The organism is Stenotrophomonas sp. 89682_Sma, from assembly GCF_056481405.1.
In genome coordinates this window covers 1,428,782-1,450,003 of sequence record NZ_CM151147.1, presented here as the reverse complement: position 1 = coordinate 1,450,003, position 21,222 = coordinate 1,428,782, and the positions used below count along the sequence as shown (strand labels likewise).

Genomic DNA, 21,222 nt, shown 5'->3' with positions numbered 1-21,222 from the left:
GTGGCGTGGATCTACCGGTTGGGTCAGAACGGCTTGGCCAGCACCAGCCACACGATCGGAATGAACGCCAGCAGCGGAATCTCGTTGATCCAGCGCAGCGCGCGCGAGGACGGCAGCGCGCGGCCCTTGGCCACGCCCTTCAGCAGGCGACCGGTCCAGCCGAAATAGACCAGCAGCAGCACCACCAGGCCCAGCTTGGCGTGCAGCCAGCCGGCGCCACCAGGCGCGACCATGGTCGGGAAATCGGGGATCACCTTGTAGCCCAGCCACAGCACCAGGCCCAGCAGGAAGGCCAGGCCGAACATCGAATGACCGAAGCGGTACAGGCGCAGCCCCATCAGCTGCAGACGCTCGGTCACGGCCGGCTGGCCAGCGGTCTCGGCCAGGTTCACCAGGATGCGCGGCAGGTAGAACACCGTGGCCATCCACGCCACCACGAACACGATGTGGAAGGTCTTGACCCAGTAGTAGCTCTGCATGCGCTCGCTCCGGCGGCTGGCGTAGATTGGCGGCCATTCTCGCATGCCGTGGCGAAGCCGCCGCAGGCACGTACGCCGCGACACATCGACGCATGGCGCGTCGCAACACCGTACGATAGGCGCCGTTTTCCCCGATCGCGCACCGCCCCATGGACAAGACCTACGACGCCGCCTATTTCCAACGCTGGTACCGCCGTGCCGACATCGGCGGCAGCGCCCGCCTGGCGCGAAAGGTCGCCCTGGCCGTGGCCAGTGCCGAGTACTACCTGGAACGACCGATCCGCAGCGTGCTGGACATCGGCTGCGGCGAAGGCGCCTGGCGCGCACCGCTGCTGAAGCTGCGTCCGAAGGTCGAATACCTGGGCTTCGACAGCAGCGAGTACGCTGTTCGCCGCTACGGCAGGACCCGCAACCTGCACCTGGCCAGCTTCGGCGATTTCGCCTGGCTGCGGCCCTGCGCTCCGGTCGACCTGCTGGTCTGCTCGGACGTGATGCACTACGTGCCCGACCGCGAGCTGCGCGCCGGCCTGGCCGGACTATCCGAACTGACCGGAGGGGTAGCCTTCCTGGAAACCTTCGCTGCCGAGGACGCGTTCGAGGGCGACCACGACGGCTTCCAGGATCGCCCGGCGCGCTGGTACCGCCGCACGCTGGGCCGGCATGGCCTGCAGCCGGTAGGGTCGCACTGCTGGCTGGGCCCCGCGCTGGCAGGCGATGCGGCCGCGCTGGAACGGATGTGAATCCGGATTCATTATTTTCAGCCAACTTAACCTGCGGGACACCCGGATGGGATATGCTGCGCGGCAACATATGACCATACATATTCGGTCGTCATGCTCTATCAACTGCACGAACTGACCCGCAACCTGCTCGCCCCCTGGGTGCACCAGGCCCAGGCCAACGCCAGATTCTTCGCCAACCCGGGCCACTGGTGGTCGCAGATGCCGGGTGCCGATCGCCTGGCCGCGGTCAACGAGTTGTTCCATCGCATCGGCAAGGATTACGAGAAGCCCGAATGGGGCATCAACGAAATCGATGTCGATGGCGAGCGCGTGCCGATCGTCGTGCACGAAGAAGTGAGCAAGCCGTTCTGCAAGCTGCTGCGCTTCAAGCGCCACAGCAATGAAGCCGACCAGCTGCACACCATGCTCAACCAGCCGTTCGTGCTGGTGGTGGCGCCGCTGTCCGGCCACCACGCCACCCTGCTGCGCGATACCGTGCGCACCCTGCTGCGCGACCACCGCGTGTACGTCACCGACTGGGTGGATGCGCGCATGGTGCCGGCCAGCGAAGGCGAATTCGGCCTGGACGACTACATCGCCTACATCCAGGAATTCATCCGTCACCTCGGTGTGGAGCGCCTGCACGTGGTGAGCGTCTGCCAGCCGACCGTACCGGTGCTGGCCGCGGTTTCGCTGATGGCCAGCCGTGGCGAGCCGACGCCGCGCACGCTGGTGATGATGGGTGGCCCGATCGATGCGCGCTGCAGCCCGACCGCAGTGAACAACCTGGCCACGCAGAACCCGCTGTCGTGGTTCGAGAACAACGTCATCCACACCGTGCCGGCCAGCTATCCCGGCGCCGGCCGTCGCGTGTATCCGGGCTTCCTGCAGCATGCCGGCTTCCTGTCGATGAACCCCAGCCGTCATTTCAGCTCGCACTGGGATTTCTACACCGACCTGGTCAAGGGCGACCTGGAAGACGCCGACGCGCACCGTCGTTTCTACGACGAGTACAACGCCGTGCTGGACATGCCGGCCAAGTACTACCTCGATACCATTTCCGTGGTGTTCCAGGACTTCCTGCTGCCGCGTGGCGAGTGGGTGGTCAACGGCGAGAAGGTCGATCCGTCGGCGATCCGCGATACCGCGCTGCTGAGCATCGAAGGCGAGCTGGACGACATCGCCGGCCTCGGCCAGACCGAAGCGGCGCAGGCATTGTGCACCGGCATCAGCGCTGACCGTCGCGAGCATTTCATCGTGGAAGGTGCCGGCCACTACGGCATCTTCAGCGGCCGCCGCTGGCGCGAAGTGGTGTATCCGAAGGTGCGCGACTTCTTCGCAGCGCATGCCGAAGCACCGGCGGCGAAGGCCACCAGGAAGAAGAGCAACGTCACTCCGCTGCGGCGAAAGGCGGGGTAAACCGCCGTGGTGGATGCCGACCTTGGTCGATACGCCCTGGTAGATGCCAACCTTGGTTGGCGCTTTACCATGAATCCCGGTAACTGATGGATCGTGCCAACCAAGGTTGGCACCTACCAGAGCGTCGGCCCCTGCTTACAACCGCACCAGCAGGTTCTTGGCGATCAACCCATGCAGCTTGCCGATGCCGCGCGCCAGATGCATCGTCAACAGCAGCAACAGCACGCCCACCGCGGCGACCGCGATCGCCACCAGCGGCGATGCCGCCATCGGCAGTACATTCACGCCATCGACGTACACGCCCGGAATCTCGCCACTGAAGATCGCCGCGACCGGCGCCCAGATCAGTCCCAGCGACAGCGACAGCAGCGTCACAGCAATGGTGAAGTAGATGACGCCCAGCGGCAGCATCAGCACGAAGTACAGCAGCGTCAGCCAGGTGCGGCCATCGGTGAACATGTCGCCGATGCGCTGCAGCCAGCTGCGGCTGCGGTCGGTGTAACGCGGACGGCGCGGCATGCGCTCGCCCAGCAGCGCTTCCACCAGCCGCCCTTCCAGCAGCGCCAGCCCGCGCACCGAGCCGAAGAACAGCACGGTCAGCGGAATGCCCACGATCAGGATCAGCAGGCCCAGCGACAGCGACAGGCCGGTCACCACCCAGGTGAAGAAGAAGATGCCGGTGGCCAGCGACAGCAGCATGTAGAACAGCGCACCGTAGGTATGCGGATCGGCCACCACGCCAAAGAAGCGCGCCAGCAGCGAGCGTTGCACCGGCGCCGGCGGCGGTGCGGCCGGCTCGACGCCACTGGCTTCGGCCGCCGCACGCAGTACCGGCGCGGTATCCGCACGCGGCGTACGCAGCGCGCGGTTCACCGTCACTTCGGTCTCGCGGTAGATCTCGGCCACTTCATCCGGCGCACCGTAGCTGCCGGCCACGTCGGCGATCACCTCGGCCTCGCTGCGACCGGGCTGCGCGGCCAGCTCCGAGCGCAGGTACTCCTCGGCGTCGTACAGCGCGTCCTGCACCATCGCCGGGTCGGCGTCTTCCAGCGCCGCGCGCAGCTGCGCCAGGTACTGCGGGATGGTGGTCGGCAGGGCGCGGCCTGCCAGGTTCGGGTCGTTCATTGCGGTACCCCCTCCAACACGGAATCGACGGAATCGCGGGTGGCCTGCCAGGCCTGGCGCCACTGCGCCAGCACGTCACGGCCACGTTCATTGATGCGGTAGTAGCGTCGCGGCGGCCCGCTGCTGGACGGCTCCACATGGCTTTCCAGCAGGCCGGCGCCTTCCAGGTTGCGCAGCACCGGGTACAGCGCGCTCTGCTTGCCGCTCAGTACGCCCTCGCCCACGCGCTCCAGCTCCTTGGCGATCAGGTAGCCGTACAGCGGCTCCCCGGCCCGGGCCAGCACCGCCAGCAGGGCCAGCGACACCGTTCCGGCGCTCAGCTCCTTCTGGAACTTCTTCAGGTGGACATCGTCTTCGACCATGACCGGCCCTCCACTACGTTGAAGTCCACAGTAGTGCGAAGTTCGGTATAGCGAATGTGTCGTTAGTCATCGTGCCGGTTGGCGAGACCGGTGCGCTCACGCAGAATCGAACCCTCGTTCATGTTCCGGGGTTCCCATGCCGCACCGTCGTCGCCTTGCCCTGACCGCCGTCGCCCTGGCCTGCCTGCTGCCCTCGCTGGCCAGCGCGGCCACCCCGTACCGCAGCCCGCAGCAGATCCTCGACGCCTCGGCCGCCAGCGACTGGCGCACGCCGGACCCGGCCAACCTGCTGTACATGGACCTACCGGCGGGGCGGGTGATCATTGAGCTGGCGCCGCAGTTCGCCCCGCGCCATGTCGCCAACATCCAGACCTTCGCCCACGAGCACTTCTGGGACGGCACCAGCATCTACCGCTCGCAGGACAACTTCGTGGTGCAGTTCGGCGATGCCGACGCCGATGACGCGGCCAAGGCCAAGCCGTTCGGCAGTGCGGTGCGCAAGCTGCCGGCTGAGTTCGAACGCGCAAGCGCCGGCCTGAAGGTCAGCGTGCTGCCGGACCGCGATGGCTGGGCCGCGCAGACTGGTTTCGTCGACGGCTTCCCGGTCGGCCAGGATCCGCAGGCCGGCAAGGCCTGGCTGGCGCATTGTTACGGGATGCTCGGCGCCGGCCGCAGCAATGAAGAAGACAGCAGCATCGGCGCCGAACTGTACGTGGTGACCGGCCAGTCGCCGCGCCAGCTGGACCGCAACATCACCTTGGTCGGCCGCGTGCTGAAGGGCATGGAGCTGCTCAGCGCGATCCCGCGCGGACCGGCGCCGATGGGCTTCTACACCGACCCGAAGCTGCGCACGCCGATCGTGTCGATCCGCCGTGCCAGCGACGTGCCAGCGGCCGAGCGCACGCCGATCCAGGTACTGCGTACCGATTCGAAGACCTTCGCCGATACGGTAGAGGCGCGACGCAATCGCGTGGATGATTTCTACAAGCGCCCGGCGGGGCATATCGATCTCTGCAATATCCCGGTGCCGGTGCGGTAGGAGCCTGGCTTCCTGCACGTGGCGCGTGCTGAAGGTGCTTCACTGTTCATGGACGTTACTTTTCTTTGTACGCAAAGAAAAGTAACCAAAAGAAACGTTCCGCCGGCCGCGAGCCGGCGCTGCGCACCGGTACCCTGCGCTCCTCGGCCCGTCGAGGGACGGCGCGGGAACTCGCTGCGCTCAAACACCCGCGCCTCTTCGCCCTCGCCGGACCTGCGGTGCTCGGCTCGCTCAAGGCGGACCCAGATCAAAGGCCACAGCTGCACGACGATATTGGGTAGCGCCGGACCAGGCCCGGCGAGCGAAGCGACCGCTTCTGCCCTTGATCTTGAATCCGCCTTGAGCAAGCCGAGCATCGCAGGGGAATCAGGGGCGAAGAGGTGCCGATGTCTGAGCGCAGCGAGTTCGGCACCGTCCCCTGATTCACCGAGAAGCGCAGGGGACCGACGTGCGAAGCACGGCGGCTCGCGACCTGGCGGCGTGTTTCTTTGGTTACTTTCTTTGCACGAGCAAAGAAAGTGACACCTCTCCGCAGGCGCGGAAAAGACCTGCCGGGCAGCGCCCGGCACTACCAGCGCTTCGGCACCCTCAGCCCTTCTGGCTAACCGCCACACTACCCAGAATCAACGCACCGGCAATCAGCATCTGCACCGTCACCGCCTCACCCAGGAACAACCACGCAAACGCCGCGCCGAACAGCGGAATCAGGTAGGTCACCGTCGATGCGCGTGACGGGCCGATACGACCGATCAGGCGATAGAACATCAGGAACGCCAGGCCGGTACAGGCCACGCCCAAGGCGATTGCCGCACCCCATGCCTTGAGCGGAATCGCCGTCTGTGGCCAGTGGCTGAGCGCCATCGGCAGCATCCACAGCGAGGCACACGACAGCGTGGCTGCCGCAGCCGCCGCCGACGGCAGGCCGGTCATGTGCCGCTTCACCAGGTTTACGCCCAGGCCGTACAGCAGCGACGCAGCAGCCCCGGCCAGCACCGCGGTGCCGATGCTCAGGCCCGACACCTTGGCGGTGGCCAGCACCACTACGCCGGCGAAGCCAACCAGCAAGGCACCGGCGCGGCGCATGCCGATCTTCTCGCCGAAGAACAGGAAGGCGATCAGCGCGGCGAACAGCACGGTCATCGCATTGCAGATCGCGCCGATCGCCGCCGGCGCCTGTTCCGCTGCATAGGCGAACAGCACGAACGGCAACGCCGAGTTGATCAGGCCGATCGGCGCCAGCCACAGCCAGCGCCGCGGCGGGAACTGCGCGCGGGCGCGCCACAGGAACGGCAGCAGCACCAGCGCGCCCAGCACCAGCCGCACCTCGACCAGCGCGAACGGGCCGAACGACGGCACCGCCACCCGCATGAACAGGAACGAGCAGCCCCAGATGGCGCCCAGCAGGGTCAATTCCAGCGGTGTGCGCCAGTCGCGCTCGACCGCCTGTGGGACCGCATTCATGCCTTGCCTCCATCCATCGTCTGTTTCTCGCCAGGGCAGACAGGATCGGGCGCAGACGTCCACCGCACAAGCGCGTAGTATCGCTGTCAGCCACAAATATGGTTTGAGGCTCGACATGCTGCTACGCCCTTCCCTGCTCCCCGCACTGGCCGTGTTCGCGGTCGCCGCACGCCATCAGAACTTCGCCCAGGCCGCGCAGGAACTGCACCTGACCGCCAGCGCGGTCAGTCACCATGTGCGTCGCCTGGAAGAGGTACTGGAAACCCGGCTGTTCCTGCGCCACGCCCGCGGCGTGCGCCTGACCGCCGAAGGCCGGCAGCTGGCCGACGCCGCCAGCGCCGCGTTCACCGACGTCGCAGCGGTTGCCCACCATCTGCACCCCGATGCCGACAGCGTGCCGCTGCGGATCACCACGCTGCGCTCGCTGTCCTATTGCTGGCTGTTGCCACGCCTGCCGCGCTTCACCCAGGCGCATCCGCATATCCGCATCGAGCTGCACACCGGCAGCGGACTGGATCGCTACGATGACAACGGCCCAGAGGTCGGCATCCGCTACGGACTGGGCCAGTGGCCCGGCCTGCGCGCGCAGCATCTGATGGACGACTATCTGTTCCCGGTGGCCTCACCCGCGCTGGCCGGCGTCGAAACCCTGGACGACCCGGCGCGCATCGCCGAGCTGCCGCTGCTGACCGACCTGTCGCCGCAGGGGTGGCGCGACTGGTTCCGCCATGCCGGCGTGCGTCCGCCCTCACCGCTGCCACCGATGCACACCTTTGCCGACAGCACCGATGCGATGCGTGCGGCGGTGTACGGCATGGGCGCGGTGCTGGCACGCACCCACGTCGCCCAGCCCTACCTGCAGCGCTATGAAGTGGTGCGCCTGCCCGGCCCTGCGCTGAAGGCCCGTTACGCCTACTACGTGGTGCATGCCGAAGGGCAGCCGCCGAGCCCTGCGGCACGCCTGTTCATCGACTGGCTGCTGGAGCAGGCGCAGGACGAGCGCACGCCGATTCCCGCGCTGCCGGACAGTCTGCTGGGGCGCCCGGCCACGCGCGGCTGACTGCGCCCTCACCCGCTCTTTGCTTCGCGCTGGCTAGGCTGCAGTCGAACCCTCCCACGTGCCCCTGACATGAGCCTGCTGCGACTGCGCATCACCGGAACCGAAGACGACGCCCGCGCCATCAGCGATCTGCTGCTCGGCCTGGAGGGCATCGAGCATGTCGAGGAAACCGACGACCTGATGCCGCACATGGACGACGACGATTCCAGCTCGGCCGGACTGTCCGATGACATCGGTCCGGGCATCCACGAACTGGAAGTGGAAGTCGGCAACGAAAGCACCGCGCAGAAGGTGCGTGACGCGGTGCAGGAGCTGGCGCTGGAACTCGATGTGTTCATCGAGTACGAGACTGACGAGGGATGACTGTCCGCCGGGCATGGCCCGGCGCTACGTTCTGCAAATTCCGGTGGCGCCGGGCCATGCCCGGCGACCGTGCGCGATTACGGCGCGCGACGGCGGCGACGCCACCACGTCCGCACGCCCCATCCTGCAATCAACGCCAGTACCGCGACCGGCAGCAATGCGGCCGCCGCACGGATCAGGAACGCGATACTGGTGCTGAGGATGCTGCCCGATTCGCTCAGTGCCTCACCGATCTCGCTGCGGCTGCGCTGCCCCGAGGTGGTGTCGAAGTGGATCGTCACCAGCTGGGTATCGATGCGCCGGCGCTGCTGCGCGGCATCCTTGTTGGCCTGCTCGACGCCCGCCTCGATCTCCGACAGCCGCGTGGTGATCGCCATCAGGTCCTCGATCTTCAGGTCCTTGCGGTCCTGGTAGGACAGCAGCCGCGCGTGTTCCTTCTCCAGCCGGGACTTGGTCAGCGCGGTGTCCGCTACTTCCTGCGCGAGGTCCTCGGCGCGCGTGTTGCGCGACTGCAGCGTGCCGCCCTCACCGGCCATCGCGATCAGCGGCTCGGTACCCTTCGGAGCGATGCGTACCTTGACCTCGCCGCTGGGCTGCTCGCCACTGCGCTGGTCGACCTGCAGCACCGCACAATCCCCGAACTTCGCGCTTTGGCAGGCCAGCGCCACCTGCTGGATGCGCGGTGCGATCTGCGCAGCGTCCAGCTGTATCTGCACGTCATGCTCGTAGGCCAGGAACGCACCTTCCGGCGAAGCGACCGCGGCTTCGGCACCGCCTCCGGCATCGGCCGCGACGTCGCCATGCTTTCCGCACGCTGCCAGCGCCAGCAACAGCACCGGCATTGCTGCCATGCGCGTCCACGCGCACACCGGCCTCACAGTGCGGCTCCGTCGTAGGAACTCACCGCCAGCGTGGCCAGATCCACTGCAGGCACACAGCGCACATTCACCGCCACCATCGGCGTGCCGGTGCGCGGGTCGACCGCTTCGCTGTAGGGAGCGATGCCGCATTCGCGGCAGTGGTGATGGTCGATGTGGGCCTTGTTGAAGTGGTAGGTGGCCACGTCGGCCGGATCGGTGGTCAGCTGGAACGCCTCGCGCGGGGCGAACCACAGCAGGCTGCCGCGACGGCGGCACATCGAGCAGTTGCAGTCGATGACGTCGCTGATCGGCGCCTCGGCCTGTACGGTGAATGCGATCCTGCCGCAATGGCAGCTTCCCTGGTATTCCATGTCCTGTGCTCCGCTGGAGGGTCCGTGTCTGCGCCCATGGTAATCCTATGGCACGGGGACAAAGCAGCTCCAGGGCCCTATGCTCGGGGTTTGACCCCGTACAGGAACGCCGATGCGCCCGCATCTTCTTGCCCTTGCCCTGGTCGCCGCCCTGGCCGGTTGCCAGCCGGCCGACGCCCCGACCAACGCTTCCACCCCGACCGCCAGCCAGCAGGCCGGCGACGCGGCGGTCGATGCCGCCTTCGCAGATCTGTCCAAGCGTGCGCTGGATACCTGGATGCAGCTGTCGCCAGTCAGTGCCACCCAGATCGGTGACCATCGCTACGACAGCGAGCTGGACGACCTGAGCGCCGCCGGCCAGCAGAAGACCGTGGCCGCCTACAAGGCGCTGCTGGGCGAGCTGGACAAGATCGAGGTGGCCAAGCTGGGCCGCGAGAACCAGGTGGACGCGGCGATCCTGCGCAACCAGCTGCAGTCGGAAATCTGGAATGCCGAAGTGCTGCAGTCCGGCAAGTGGGACCCGCAGCTGTACAACGGCATCGCCGGCAGCGCGATCTACGGCCTGATGGCGCGTGAATTCGCACCGCTGCCGGAACGCCTGAAGTCGGCCACCGCACGCATGGAGAAGCTGCCGGCGATCTTCGCCCAGGCCCGCGAGAACCTGGATCCGGCCCGCGTGCCGAAGATCCATGCCGAGACCGTGGCCAAGCAGAACAAGGGCATCCTCAGCATTGTCGATACCTTCATCACCCCGCACATCGGTGAACTGCCGCAGGCCGACCAGCAGCGCCTGCAGGCTGCCATCGACGGGCTGAAGAAGGCCGTGGACGAGCAGCAGACCTGGCTGGACAAGACGCTGGTGCCGAACGCCAAGGGTGATTTCCGCATCGGTGCGGAAAAGTACGACCAGAAGCTGAAGTTCGCGCTGAGCTCGTCGCTGTCGCGCCAGGAGATCGGTGAGCGTGCACGTGCCGAACTCAAGCGCGTGCGCGAAGACATGTACGGCATCGCGCAGACCGTGCTGAAGGACAAGCCGGGTGCGCCGGAGATGCCGGCCCAGCCGACCGACGAGCAGCAGCAGAAGGCGATCGAGGCCGCGCTGGAACTGGCCTACGCCGACAAGCCGGCACGCGACAAGGTGGTCGACGATGCCAAGGCCGCGCTGGAGCAGTCCACCGCCTTCGTGCGCGAGCACGACCTGGTGACCCTGCCCGACGCGCCGGTGGACATCATCCTGATGCCGGAATTCCAGCGTGGCGTGGCCGTGGCCTACTGCGATTCGCCGGGCCCGCTGGACAAGAACCTGAAGACCTTCTACGCCGTGTCGCCGATTCCGGACGACTGGAACGAGAAGCAGGTCGACTCGTTCCTGCGTGAATACAACTCGCGCATGATCCACCTGCTCAGCATCCATGAAGGTACTCCGGGCCATTACCTGGAAGGCTGGCACTCGGCCAAGTTCCCCTCCACCCTGCGTGCGGTACTGCGTTCGGGCCTGTTCGCCGAAGGCTGGGCGGTCTACACCGAGCGCATGATGCAGGAGCAGGGCTACCTCAACAACGATCCGCTGTTCCACCTGGTGCAGCTGAAGTTCTACCTGCGCACGATCTCCAACGCGATCCTCGACCAGGGCGTGCACGTGGACAACTGGGATCGCGAAAAGGCGATGCACCTGATGACCCACGACGCGTTCCAGCAGGAAAGCGAAGCCTCGGGCAAGTGGGTGCGCGCGCAGCTGACCTCGGCGCAGCTGCCGACCTACTTCGTCGGTGCGCAGGAACACTTCGACACCCGCAAGGCGGTGCAGGAGAAGCTGGGCGACAAGTTCAACCTGAAGGCGTACCACGACCAGGTACTGTCCTACGGCGCACCGCCGGTGCGTTTCGCACGCCAGCTGATGCTGGACCAGCCGATCGAGTGATCGGGCGCGGGGCTGAATGCCCCGCGGGTCTGGCAGTACCTCACGGCCCGGGCTTCCCGGGCCGTTCTCGTTTGAAGCGCCCGACTGCCTCACATCCGGTGTATGTACAGCTTCCCGGCATGGCTGCGGATATCAAGAAAGTATTTCGCCTTGCAGCCCCGGCATGCCGCCGGATGCATTTCATCAAACCCACGCTGGTTCTCCAGCGCGACGGCCAGTATGGGATGCCCGCAGTCGAAACAGCAGAATGCAATGTTGTTGCCATGGGGATCGGCGTCAATCTGGTCGCCATAGTGATCCATCACGAGGAAGTCTGTGATTTTCATGGTCGATCTCCGGAGTAGGTGAACCACCCGCAGACTACATCGGCCCCCCCGCTGTCCAGAAGGGCACGCGTCGCCTACGGGGCAACGCATCCTTCCCGCCACGCTGGAGCCTCCACGGTCCTGAACAGTTGCACATCGGGCGTGCGTGACCTCACACCTGGCGAACGACTCCGGGCGCATCGTTCGCCGGGTTCCCCCCTTCCACCGGCGTCCATGTCTCTCCCTCTACTCCGTCTTGCACTGCTGCCCGCACTGTTGGCCAGCGCCTGTGCCTTCGCCGCCTGCCCCCCGCCGCCGCCCGGCCAGCCGGACATCCGCGCTCTTGGCTACTACACCGACAAGGTCGGCTCGGTGATCGACCCGGCACTGCACCAGCAGAACAAGGACGCCACTGCGCCGCTGGACCGCTATGCCGCTGACGTGGCGCGCATGAGCGACGACTATCTGCGCAACGGTGACCCGGCAGCGGCGCAGTGCACGCTGCGCTGGCTGGGCGCGTGGGCCGACGATGGCGCCATGCTCGGGCAGATGATCCGGGTCAACAACGATCAGTCGTTCTACATGCGGCAGTGGATGCTTGATGCAGTGGCCATGGCCTACCTGAAAGTGCACGGCCAGGCCGATGGCCGCCAGCGTGCGCGCATCGACCCCTGGCTGCAGCAGCTGGCACGGGCCAACCTGGTGTACTGGGACAACCCGAAACGGCGCCGCAACAACCACTACTACTGGGGAGGCCTGGGCGTGTTGGCGACCGGCCTGGCCACCGACGACGACGCCCTGTGGCAGGCCGGCCGCGCCGCCTTCCAGAAGGGCATCGATGACATCCAGGACGATGGCAGCCTGCCGCTGGAGATGGCGCGCGGGCAACGGGCCCTGCACTACCACGACTACGCGCTGGCGCCACTGGTGATGATGGCCGAACTGGCGCGGCTGCGCGGACAGGACTGGTACGCCAGCCGCGATCACGCCATCGACCGCCTGGCGCGCCGGGTGATCGGTGGAAGCAACGACCCCGCGTGGTTCAACCAACGCACCGGCGTCGCACAGCTGCCACTGAAGGTCAGCGGCTGGGTCGAGTTCTATCGGCTGCGCTCACCGGATGGCGGCCTGTTCGATGCCGCACATGCACGCGGACCGTTCCACTCACCGCGGCTGGGTGGCGACCTTACGCTGATGGCCGCGCACGGCATCGTGCGCACGCCCGTGCGCTAGCCGCGTGCCTCAGCGCATCGTCCGCTGCAGCAGCTGCTGGAACTGCGCGCTGCTGCAGCCCTGTGCATTACAGCCCGGCAAGGACAGTACGACGCGGCCCGGCGGCTGCACCCCGGTCAGCGGCAGCGCGTCGCGCAGCTGCCCGGTGGTGGGATAGACGTAGGACATGCGGAAACGCTCCAGGCCACTGCGACGCTCGCGCCAGCGCTCGAACTGCAGCAGGCCTCCGATCGGCGTCTTCTCGTACTGGCCCGGCAGCGTGTAGTCACCGATTCCCAACGCCGCCAGCACGGAGCCGATGTTGGAATCGTGACCGACCAGCAGGGTCACCTTCGGTGACGCCGGATCCTTGAACAGCGCGTCTACCCGTGCCAGCAGCGGTGTGGCCACGTCCCGCGCCACTTCGGGCGTTCCGAACAGGATGTCCTGGTAGCGATTGCGGATCTGCGCAAGCGCCTGCCATTGCGCCTCGTTGTTCAAGCGGCCCCAGCCTTCGCGCGGAATGCCACTTTCCTGGTAGTGCTCCATCAGCAGCGCATCCACCACCCCGCTGGCCAGCGCGAGCGAACCCGAAGCGCGAGGCTCGTTGCCCGGCTCCGCACTGAAGGTGGTATCGGCCAGCGTCAGACGGCAGTCGCCGCGGCCGGTACACGCCGCCGACTCCGGGTAGCGGGTGACCGCCTCCACCACCGCCAGTGCCGGCGCCAGGTCCACGTCGGTCAGCGCTTGCTGCATTGCCGACAGCGCGCGCTCGCGGAAGACCGTGTCTCGGTTGTGGATCACCGGATTGAACAACGGATCCATCGTGCCCAGCGGCATGCGCTGCTCGACCGCAACATGGCAGCCGGGGAAGGCACCGGCAACGAAGAACTGTGCGGTGGCCTGGGTACGCTGCACACTGTTGGCATGGGCGTGGAAGTCGCCCGGCTGCGGGCAGCCTGTTGCCGGCAGCAACTGTGCCTGGCGCAGCCATTGGGCGATGTAGCGGCCCATGTAGACCTCCAGCACGCCGCCCTTGGTGGTCAGTTCGCCCGGTGCCACCTCCCAGCGCGGCCAGGGTTCCGGTGTCGCGTTGGCGAGCGCGCCGGAGGCCACCACCGGCGCGCGCAGGTTGTGGCGGCTGAGCAGGATGACCTGCTCAAGCTGTTCGTCTGCGGCGGGTGCGGCCGTTGCGGTTGCAGTGCTCATACCCAGCGCGATCGCCAGCAACAGGGAGCGTAGGGGGAGGATCATGCAGGTCTCCAGAAGCACACTGGGGTCAGAGCCCTTTCCTTCGCAAAGGGCTCTGACCCCAAGGGATACGGGATCGGGGTCGGATCCCTCTCGCAGAGAGGACTCTGACCCGGAAGCGGTCATTGATCGGCGGCGACAAAACCACCGGTCTGCCGCGCCCACAATCGTGCGTACAGGCCACCGGCCGCAATCAGCTCCGCATGGCTGCCGGTCTCGACGATGCGGCCCTGGTCCATCACCACCAGCCGGTCCATGCGCGCGATGGTCGACAGCCGGTGCGCGATCGCGATCACCGTCTTGCCGCCCATCAGCTCATCCAGGCTGTCCTGGATCGCCGCTTCCACTTCCGAGTCCAGCGCGGAAGTGGCTTCGTCAAGCACCAGGATCGGTGCGTCCTTCAGCAGCACGCGGGCAATGGCGATGCGTTGGCGCTGGCCACCGGACAGCTTCACGCCGCGCTCGCCGACGTGGGCGTCGTAGCCGCGACGGCCCTGCCCGTCCACCAGCGTATCGATGAAAGCAGCCGCGCGTGCCTTGGCCACCGCCGCGTGCAGCTGCTCATCGGTGGCATCCGGGCGGCCGTACAGCAGGTTGTCACGGATCGAGCGATGCAGCAGCGAGGTGTCCTGGGTGACCACGCCGATCTGCTGGCGCAGGCTTTCCTGGGTGACGTACGCGATGTCCTGGTCGTCGATCAGGATGCGGCCGCTCTCCAGGTCGTACAGGCGCAGCAGTACGTTGACCAGGGTCGACTTGCCGGCGCCGGACGGACCGACCAGGCCGATCTTCTCACCCGGCTTCACCATCAGGTCCAGGCCGGCGATCACTCCACCCTTCTTGCCGTAGTGGAAATGGATGTCCTGGAAATGCACGCCGCCGCGGGTCACCTGCAGCGGCACCGCATCGTCGCGGTCCTGCACGGTCAGCGGCTGGGCGATGGTGGTGATGCCATCCTGCACCGTGCCGATATCCTCGAAGATGCCGTTGATGGTCCACATGATCCAGCCGGACATGTTGTGGATGCGGATCACCAGGCCGGTGGCCAGGGTGATCGCGCCGACGGTGATGTGCCCGCCATTCCACAGCCACAGCGCCAGCCCGCAGGTACCGGCGATCAGGAAGCCGTTGACGATGGCGATGGTCAGGTCCATGCCGGTGGTGATGCGGGTCTGTGCGCGGTGCTTGACCGCCAGCTCCTGGATCGACTCGGCCACGTAGGCCTGCTCGCGCCCGCCATGGGCGAACAGCTTCAGCGTGGGAATGTTGGTGTAGCCATCGACGATGCGGCCCATGGCCTTGGAACGCGCCTCCGACGCGATCCACGCCCGTTCCTTCGCGCGCGGCACGAAGTAGGCCAGGATCACCGCATAGGCCAGCAGCCACAGGATCAGCGGCACCATCAGCCGCCAGTCGGCCTGCGCGAACAGGTACAGCGCCGTACCGGTGTAGACCACGATGTACCAGAGCGAATCGACCATCTGCACCGCCGACTCGCGCAGCGAGGTACCGGTCTGCATCACCCGGTTGGCGACGCTGCCGGCGAAGTCGTTCTGGAAGAAGCTCAGGCTCTGCCGCACCACGTAGTTGTGCATCAGCCAGCGCGAGCGGTTGCTCAGGCCGGGCACGATGGCCTGGTTGACCAGCAGGTTGTGCAGGCCGACCAGGATCGGCCGCGCGATGACCGTGATGAACAGCATCCAGCCCAGTTCATTGGCGTGGCGCTTGAAGAAGTCGGCGCCCGGCTGCTCGGCGACCATGTCGACGATGCGGCCCAGGTAATCGAACATCGCCACTTCCACCAGCGCCAGCAGCAGGCCGGCGATGAGCGTGGCCAGCAGCACCGGCCACACCGGGCGCAGGTAGTGCAGGTAGAACGGCAGTACCTTGCGCGGTGGCATGCGCCCATCCACGGGCGGGAACACCGGAATCAGGGATTCAAACCAACGGAACATTGCATTCCCTCGCAAACATTAGCCGGCGGAGTATCCCACGGCGGATGTGTACGCCGGCCGATGATCTCCGCGGCTCCGGTAGTGCCGGCCGCTGGCCGGCAACCTCGCGATGATTCCGGGGATCATGAGGTTGCCGGCCAGCGGCCGGCACTACCCATCGGGTTCGTCAAACGTTAGCGCCGGGCCACGCCCGGCGGCGTCATTTCACCGGGGTGAACAGCAGGTCCTGGAAATCGAAACTGAAATCGGTCAGGTCGGAAATCGGCTGCATGTGCACCTCGCGCACCTTGCCATCCGGGTCCAGGCTGAAGTTCACGAACGCGTCGGCGTTGAGCGAACGATCATCCCAGCGCACGATGAAGGTGTCGTGCTGCCAGTGTTCCAGGCGCCCGCTCAGCTGCGCGGTCTTCGCAAAGCGCAGGCGCAGGCCCTTGCCCTCGCTGCTGACCTGCATGTCGCCGTACCAGCGGTCACGGAAGGTGCCGGTATAGCCGGCCAGCGCCAGCGACGGCCTGCTGCCCTTGTCGCGTGCACTCTGGTGCTTGGCCCACGCCTCGTCGGCCTTGTCCTGGCCCTTGGCCACGGCCTTGGCATAGGCATCCACCCAGTCGTGCTTTTCACCGCCCAGGTAGGCATCGAGCACGCTCAGGGTGATCGCATTGAACGCTGCGCCCACTTCCTGGTTGGTCAGCACCACCACGCCCAGCTTCTCGCCCGGCACCAGGGTCAGCCGCGAGACCATGCCCGGCCAGCCACCGGTGTGCCAGACCAGCTTCTGCCCGCGATAGTCGCTCAGGCTCCAACCTTCGCCATAGCCGGCGAAGTTGGCCCGAGCCGGTGCCAGCTCCGGCACGCTCGGCGCCGGGATCGACTGCGGCGTGATCATCCGCCACATCTGCTGCTGGCTCTTCTCGGTGAACAGCGGCGTGCCATCGGCCAGCTTGCCCTCGGCCAGCTGCACCTGCATCCAGCGCGCCATGTCATGCGCGCTGGAATAGATGCCACCGGCACCGGCGTTGTTCGACCAGGTCAGCGGCGCAACGGTGCGCAGGTCCTTGAAATCGTACTTGGCGTGGCCGACGGCGGCCTTGTCACCGGGCTTCAGGTGATCGGCGTTGTAGCGGGTGCCGGCCATGCCGACCTTGTCGAAGATGCGGGTCTGCAGGAACTGCTGGTAGCTCATGCCGGAGACATGTTCGATCACCTGCTGGGCCACCGCGTACAGGATGTTGTCGTAGGCATAGCTTTCGCGGAAACCGCCCTTCAGCGGCACCTTGCCCAGGCGCTCCACCACTTCGGCATTGCTGTAGGAGGTGGTCGGCCAGAACAGCAGGTCACCAGCGCCCAGGCTCAGGCCACTGCGGTGTGACAGCAGGTCGCGGATCGTCATCTGGCCGGTCACGAACGGGTCGGACATGCGGAACGACGGCAGGTGATCGATCACCTTGTCGTCCATCTTCAGCGTGCCGTCCTCGGCCAGCAGGTTCAGCGAGGTTGCGGTGAACGCCTTGGTATTGGACGCAATGGCGAACAGGGTGTCGGCCTGGACCGGCTCCGGCCTGCCCTGTTCACGCACGCCCCAGCCGCGCTCGAGCACCACCTGGCCGTCCTTGACCACGGCCACGGCGATGCCGGGCACGTCGAACTGCGCGCGTACGCGCTCGACGGTCGCATCCAGGTCCTGCAGCTGCGCCGGCGTGGCCGCGCTTGCCATGGTCGTGCATGCCAGCAGCACGGCTCCTCCAATCCAGGGTTTCATCCAGCACGATCTCCGAACAGGGGTGGCGGCCATGTGCAGGCCGTCATCAGGGGTTCGCGCGATGGTAACGGTCATCGGCGCAGGCTGGCCTGTGCCATAGGAGGGGCGTCATGGACGGGAACGGCCAACCGAGCAATGGATCCACCATCATTCCTTGCCTGCGCTACCGCGATGCGCAGGCGGCGATCGACTGGCTGCAGCGCGCCTTCGGCTTCCATGCCCAGGCGGTGTATGCCGACGGCGATACCGTGTTCCACGCCCAGCTGACCTTCGGCAACGGCATGATCATGCTCGGCTCGGCCAACAAGGAAAGCGCGTGGAGCCAGCATGCCGCAATGCCGGACGAGGTGGGCGGCCGCCAGACCCAGAGTGCCTGCGTGATCGTCACCGATGCCGACGCGCACTACGCCCGGGCCAAGGCCGCAGGCGCCCGCATCGTCATCGACATCGCCGACCAGGACTACGGCGGCCGTGGCTATGCCTGCGCCGATCCGGAAGGCTACCTGTGGTGGTTCGGCAGCTACGATCCGTGGCGCGCGGACCACGGCCAGTGACCGCCGAAGCGATCCGCTGCGGCATCGGCGGCTGGGTGTTTCCGGAATGGCGCGGCGGCGTGTTCTATCCCGCCGGCCTGCCGCAGCGCGAAGAGCTGGCACACGCCAGCCGTGCGCTGCGCTGCATCGAGATCAACGGCACGTTCTACCGCACGCCGACCGCAGCGCAGTGTGCGCAGTGGGCGGCGCAGACCCCCGAAGGCTTCCGTTTCTCGCTGAAGGCGCCGCGCTACTTGGTGCAGCGCCGCGACCTGTCCAGCACGGTGGATGCCGCGGCGCCGTTCCTGCAGGCCGCACTCGCACTCGGCGACCGGCTGGGCCCGCTGCTGTGGCAGTTCGATCCACGGCATCCGGCCGATGCCGAAGCACTGGAACGGCTGATGGCGCAGCTGCCCAAGCAGCTGGACGGCGTGCCGCTGCAGCACGCCCTGGAAGTCCGCAATGCCGAGGCGCATGGCCCGGCACTGGTTACCGCCGCACGCGCGCATGGCGTGGCCCTGGTGATCGAGGACAGCGACGAGGCGCCCCTGCACGGCGATGTCAGCGCCGGCTTCGTCTACGCACGGATCAAGCGCAGCCAGGCCCGCTTGAAGGAGGGCCTGCCGGCGCCCGTGCAGCAGCGCTGGGCCGAACGGGCCAGGCGCTGGTCGCGCGGCGAGCCGGTGGACGACCTGCCCTGCCTGGCAGGGCCCACCCCTGAAAGCCCGCGCGAGGTCTACCTGCTGTGCATCGGCGCAGGCAAGGCGCGCAACCCGGCGGCAGCGATGGCGCTGCAGCGGCAGGTTGACCAGAGCAGCCATTCCGCACGCGGGTAGCGCTGCGACGTTCGCCTTGCCTCACAATAGGCAGATGAGCACACCCGACACCCGCAAAGCGCTGTGGCAGATCCATTTCTGTGTCCTGCTGTGGGGCATCACCGCCATCCTCGGCAAGCTGATCACCCTGCCCGCATTGCCGCTGGTGTGGTGGCGCATGCTGCTGGTGACGGCGATGCTGGCCCTGCTGCCACGGGTGTGGCGCGGGCTGCGCACCCTGCCCCTGCGGCTGGTGGCCGGCTACGCCGGCATCGGCGCGCTGGTCGCCCTGCACTGGCTGACGTTCTACGGTGCGGTGAAGCTGGCCAATGCCTCGGTGGCCGCCACCTGCATCGCGCTGGCGCCGGTGTTCACGTCAATCATCGAACCGTGGGTGGCCAAGCGGCCGTTCCAGCTGCGTGAACTGGCCTTCGGCCTGGCAGTACTGCCGGGCGTGGCGCTGGTGGTGGGTGGCGTGCCCGATGGCATGCGCCTGGGTGTACTGATCGGCGCGATCTCGGCGTTGCTGGTGGCGGTGTTCGGCTCGCTCAACAAGCGCATGGTCAGCCACGCCGATCCGCTCACGGTCACCGCCCTGGAGCTGGGGGCCGGCACCCTCACCCTGACCCTGCTGGCACCGCTGATGCCCTACCTGCTGCCAGCACTGGCCAGCCCGCTGTGGGTGGTCCCGAATCTGCACGACGGCATCCTGCTGCTGGTGCTGGCCGGGTTCTGCACGCTGCTGCCGTTCGCCCTGGCCCTGGTCGCGCTGCGCCACCTGAGCGCCTATACGGTTCAACTGGTGACCAACCTGGAGCCGGTCTATGCGGTGGTGCTGGCGGTGGTGCTGCTGCGCGAGCAGCACGAGGTCACGCCGTGGTTCTACCTGGGCGTGGCCATCATTGTCGGCGCGGTGTTCCTGCATCCGCTGCTGAACCGCCGCAAGCCGGTGCAGCACCCGGAAATCCTTGGCACGGCCGAAGCACGCAACATCGCCGATTGAGTGCATCCAAGCATGTCGTGGATCTACCGGGCGGGGCGATTCAGCCCGCCCGTTCCACCCGGTTGCGGCCATTGCCCTTGGCCCGGTACAGCGCCTTGTCGGCACGTGCCAGGGTCTCGTCCACGCTCTCGCCAATGTGGTGCTGGGCGACACCGATACTGATCGTGACCGGGAACCCCAGCGGAAGGTCGGCCACCGCCAGGCGCAGGAACTCGCATTGCAGTTCCGCGGTGCGCAGGTCGGTACCGGGCATCACCGCCACGAACTCTTCGCCGCCATAACGCGCGGCCATGCCGCGGCCGGCGAAGTGCGAGCGCAGCAACGCTCCCAGTTCGGCCAGTACCCGGTCGCCGGTGGCGTGCCCCTGGAAGTCGTTGATGTGCTTGAAATGGTCGATGTCCAACAGCGCCACGCAGGCCGCGGTGGGTGGATTCCCGGCCACCGCCTCTTCCAGCGCGGCCGCCATCGCACGGCGGTTGGGCAGGCCGGTCAAGTCATCGGTACGGCTCTGTGCGGCCAGATCGGCATTCTGCGCCAGCAGTACTTCCTGATATTCCGACAACAGGCGCTCGTAATCATCCCGCTCCAGCATGTGCTTCTGGATGTCGAGGGCGAAGCGCCGCAGTTCCATCACCAGCATCACCTGCCGCGACAGTGCGGCCAGCGCTTCGGCCTTGTCGCTGGCCAGGTGCTGCGGATGCGCATCGAACACGCACAGCGTGCCCAGCGGCAGGCCATCGGAACTGATCAGCGGCGCACCGGCATAGAAGCGGATGTGCGGATCGCCGGTCACCACCGGATTGTCGTGGAAGCGGATGTCCTGCAGCGCGTCCTCGACCACCATGATTTCCTGCGGCTGCAGGATGGCGTGGCCGCACATCGATTCGCTACGCAGGTTCTCCGCCGCATCGATGCCCTGGATCGACTTGAACCATTGCCGTTCGACGTCGATCAGGGTCACCGCCGCCATCGACGTGCCGCAGACCGCCTTGGCGATCACCACCAGGTCGTCGAAGGATTTTTCGCGCTCCGAATCCAGGATGCGGTAGCGGTACAGCGCCTCTAGCCGAAGGGCTTCGTTGGCAGGCTTGTCGGGCTTGATCATGCAGCGTCACGTTCCGGCAGGTCACCGCGAAGTCTAGCTTATGCAGAGCCGGGCCCATGCCCGGCTGCACCCGGCAAATGGCGGCCGAGCATGGCTCGGCCC

21 protein-coding genes are annotated in these 21,222 nt (G+C 66.9%); 10 read left to right on the top strand and 11 right to left on the bottom strand.

The genetic code is table 11. The annotated features are described in order from the left end of the window. Window positions 1–23 precede the first annotated feature (23 nt). On the bottom strand, window positions 24–479 hold the full coding sequence (locus tag ACZK29_RS06700; RefSeq protein WP_049464381.1) for a CopD family protein: 456 nt from the start codon (window positions 477–479) through the stop codon (window positions 24–26). A gap of 149 nt (window positions 480–628) precedes the next feature. On the opposite strand from ACZK29_RS06700, the gene ACZK29_RS06695 reads away from it, so the two are divergent. Next, the gene (locus ACZK29_RS06695; RefSeq protein ID WP_099485259.1) at window positions 629–1,219 is read left to right on the top strand and encodes a class I SAM-dependent DNA methyltransferase; all 591 of its coding nucleotides are present in this window, start codon (window positions 629–631) and stop codon (window positions 1,217–1,219) included. Window positions 1,220–1,312: 93 nt separating this feature from the next. Then, window positions 1,313–2,620 (top strand): polyhydroxyalkanoate depolymerase, encoded by a 1,308-nt coding sequence (locus ACZK29_RS06690; RefSeq protein ID WP_111203946.1) that lies wholly within the window; start codon window positions 1,313–1,315, stop codon window positions 2,618–2,620. A 135-nt stretch (window positions 2,621–2,755) separates the two neighbouring features. On the opposite strand, the gene ACZK29_RS06685 is transcribed toward ACZK29_RS06690, so the two are convergent. Further along, window positions 2,756–3,745, bottom strand: coding sequence for a sensor domain-containing protein (locus ACZK29_RS06685; protein ID WP_111203947.1), 990 nt, complete (start codon window positions 3,743–3,745; stop codon window positions 2,756–2,758). Continuing rightward, complete coding sequence (locus ACZK29_RS06680; protein WP_049411468.1) at window positions 3,742–4,107, bottom strand: PadR family transcriptional regulator; 366 nt, start codon at window positions 4,105–4,107, stop codon at window positions 3,742–3,744. Before ACZK29_RS06680 ends, ACZK29_RS06685 begins: the two co-directional genes overlap by 4 nt. A 136-nt stretch (window positions 4,108–4,243) precedes the next feature. Here ACZK29_RS06680 and ACZK29_RS06675 point away from each other — a divergent pair, with 136 nt between their 5' ends. Then, on the top strand, window positions 4,244–5,146 hold the full coding sequence (locus ACZK29_RS06675; protein WP_111203948.1) for a peptidylprolyl isomerase: 903 nt from the start codon (window positions 4,244–4,246) through the stop codon (window positions 5,144–5,146). A gap of 588 nt (window positions 5,147–5,734) precedes the next feature. Here ACZK29_RS06675 and ACZK29_RS06670 read toward each other — a convergent pair. After that, on the bottom strand, window positions 5,735–6,607 hold the full coding sequence (locus ACZK29_RS06670) for a DMT family transporter (protein ID WP_111203949.1): 873 nt from the start codon (window positions 6,605–6,607) through the stop codon (window positions 5,735–5,737). 115 nt (window positions 6,608–6,722) lie between these two features. On the opposite strand from ACZK29_RS06670, the gene ACZK29_RS06665 reads away from it, so the two are divergent. Together ACZK29_RS06665 and ACZK29_RS06660 are read left to right on the top strand one after the other, a co-directional pair. Beyond that, window positions 6,723–7,667 carry a LysR substrate-binding domain-containing protein gene (locus ACZK29_RS06665; RefSeq protein ID WP_111203950.1) on the top strand — a complete coding sequence of 315 codons (945 nt, stop codon included), beginning with the start codon at window positions 6,723–6,725 and terminating at the stop codon, window positions 7,665–7,667. Between the two features lie 69 nt (window positions 7,668–7,736). Continuing rightward, entirely contained in the window at window positions 7,737–8,030 is a 294-nt protein-coding gene (locus tag ACZK29_RS06660) for a hypothetical protein (protein ID WP_106550374.1), read from the top strand. A 77-nt stretch (window positions 8,031–8,107) separates the two neighbouring features. Here ACZK29_RS06660 and ACZK29_RS06655 read toward each other — a convergent pair whose 3' ends face one another. Together ACZK29_RS06655 and ACZK29_RS06650 are read right to left on the bottom strand one after the other, a co-directional pair. Continuing rightward, a complete protein-coding gene (locus ACZK29_RS06655; RefSeq protein ID WP_111203951.1) occupies window positions 8,108–8,881 on the bottom strand; it encodes a DUF4349 domain-containing protein in 774 nt (257 codons plus the stop codon). Window positions 8,882–8,904: 23 nt separating this feature from the next. Beyond that, window positions 8,905–9,261 carry a GFA family protein gene (locus tag ACZK29_RS06650; RefSeq protein ID WP_459047471.1) on the bottom strand — a complete coding sequence of 119 codons (357 nt, stop codon included), beginning with the start codon at window positions 9,259–9,261 and terminating at the stop codon, window positions 8,905–8,907. Window positions 9,262–9,373: 112 nt separating this feature from the next. Between ACZK29_RS06650 and ACZK29_RS06645 the strand changes: the two genes are divergently transcribed. After that, complete coding sequence (locus ACZK29_RS06645) at window positions 9,374–11,182, top strand: DUF885 domain-containing protein (RefSeq protein WP_111203953.1); 1,809 nt, start codon at window positions 9,374–9,376, stop codon at window positions 11,180–11,182. Between the two features lie 89 nt (window positions 11,183–11,271). Here the strand turns inward: ACZK29_RS06645 and ACZK29_RS06640 are convergent, their stop codons facing one another. Continuing rightward, on the bottom strand, window positions 11,272–11,508 hold the full coding sequence (locus tag ACZK29_RS06640; RefSeq protein WP_111203954.1) for a hypothetical protein: 237 nt from the start codon (window positions 11,506–11,508) through the stop codon (window positions 11,272–11,274). Between the two features lie 213 nt (window positions 11,509–11,721). Here ACZK29_RS06640 and ACZK29_RS06635 point away from each other — a divergent pair, with 213 nt between their 5' ends. After that, window positions 11,722–12,720 (top strand): polysaccharide lyase, encoded by a 999-nt coding sequence (locus ACZK29_RS06635; RefSeq protein WP_111203955.1) that lies wholly within the window; start codon window positions 11,722–11,724, stop codon window positions 12,718–12,720. A gap of 9 nt (window positions 12,721–12,729) precedes the next feature. On the opposite strand, the gene agp is transcribed toward ACZK29_RS06635, so the two are convergent. The 3 genes from agp to ACZK29_RS06620 form a co-directional block, all read right to left on the bottom strand. Next, a complete protein-coding gene (gene agp / locus ACZK29_RS06630) occupies window positions 12,730–13,953 on the bottom strand; it encodes a bifunctional glucose-1-phosphatase/inositol phosphatase (protein ID WP_478446825.1) in 1,224 nt (407 codons plus the stop codon). 119 nt (window positions 13,954–14,072) lie between these two features. Next, a complete protein-coding gene (gene smrA, locus ACZK29_RS06625; protein ID WP_478446824.1) occupies window positions 14,073–15,905 on the bottom strand; it encodes a multidrug efflux ABC transporter SmrA in 1,833 nt (610 codons plus the stop codon). Between the two features lie 199 nt (window positions 15,906–16,104). Next, window positions 16,105–17,664, bottom strand: a complete 1,560-nt coding sequence (locus tag ACZK29_RS06620; RefSeq protein ID WP_164147114.1) for a serine hydrolase — start codon at window positions 17,662–17,664, stop codon at window positions 16,105–16,107. Window positions 17,665–17,774: 110 nt separating this feature from the next. On the opposite strand from ACZK29_RS06620, the gene ACZK29_RS06615 reads away from it, so the two are divergent. The 3 genes from ACZK29_RS06615 to ACZK29_RS06605 are packed head-to-tail and all read left to right on the top strand — an operon-like array spanning window position 17,775 to window position 20,015. Further along, window positions 17,775–18,218, top strand: coding sequence for a VOC family protein (locus ACZK29_RS06615; protein WP_049427701.1), 444 nt, complete (start codon window positions 17,775–17,777; stop codon window positions 18,216–18,218). Next, entirely contained in the window at window positions 18,215–19,033 is an 819-nt protein-coding gene (locus ACZK29_RS06610; RefSeq protein WP_111203959.1) for a DUF72 domain-containing protein, read from the top strand. Before ACZK29_RS06615 ends, ACZK29_RS06610 begins: the two co-directional genes overlap by 4 nt. Before the next feature lie 34 nt (window positions 19,034–19,067). After that, window positions 19,068–20,015, top strand: coding sequence for a DMT family transporter (locus ACZK29_RS06605; RefSeq protein WP_061479504.1), 948 nt, complete (start codon window positions 19,068–19,070; stop codon window positions 20,013–20,015). A 40-nt stretch (window positions 20,016–20,055) separates the two neighbouring features. Here ACZK29_RS06605 and ACZK29_RS06600 read toward each other — a convergent pair whose 3' ends face one another. After that, complete coding sequence (locus ACZK29_RS06600; protein WP_478446823.1) at window positions 20,056–21,120, bottom strand: sensor domain-containing diguanylate cyclase; 1,065 nt, start codon at window positions 21,118–21,120, stop codon at window positions 20,056–20,058. Window positions 21,121–21,222: the final 102 nt, after the last annotated feature.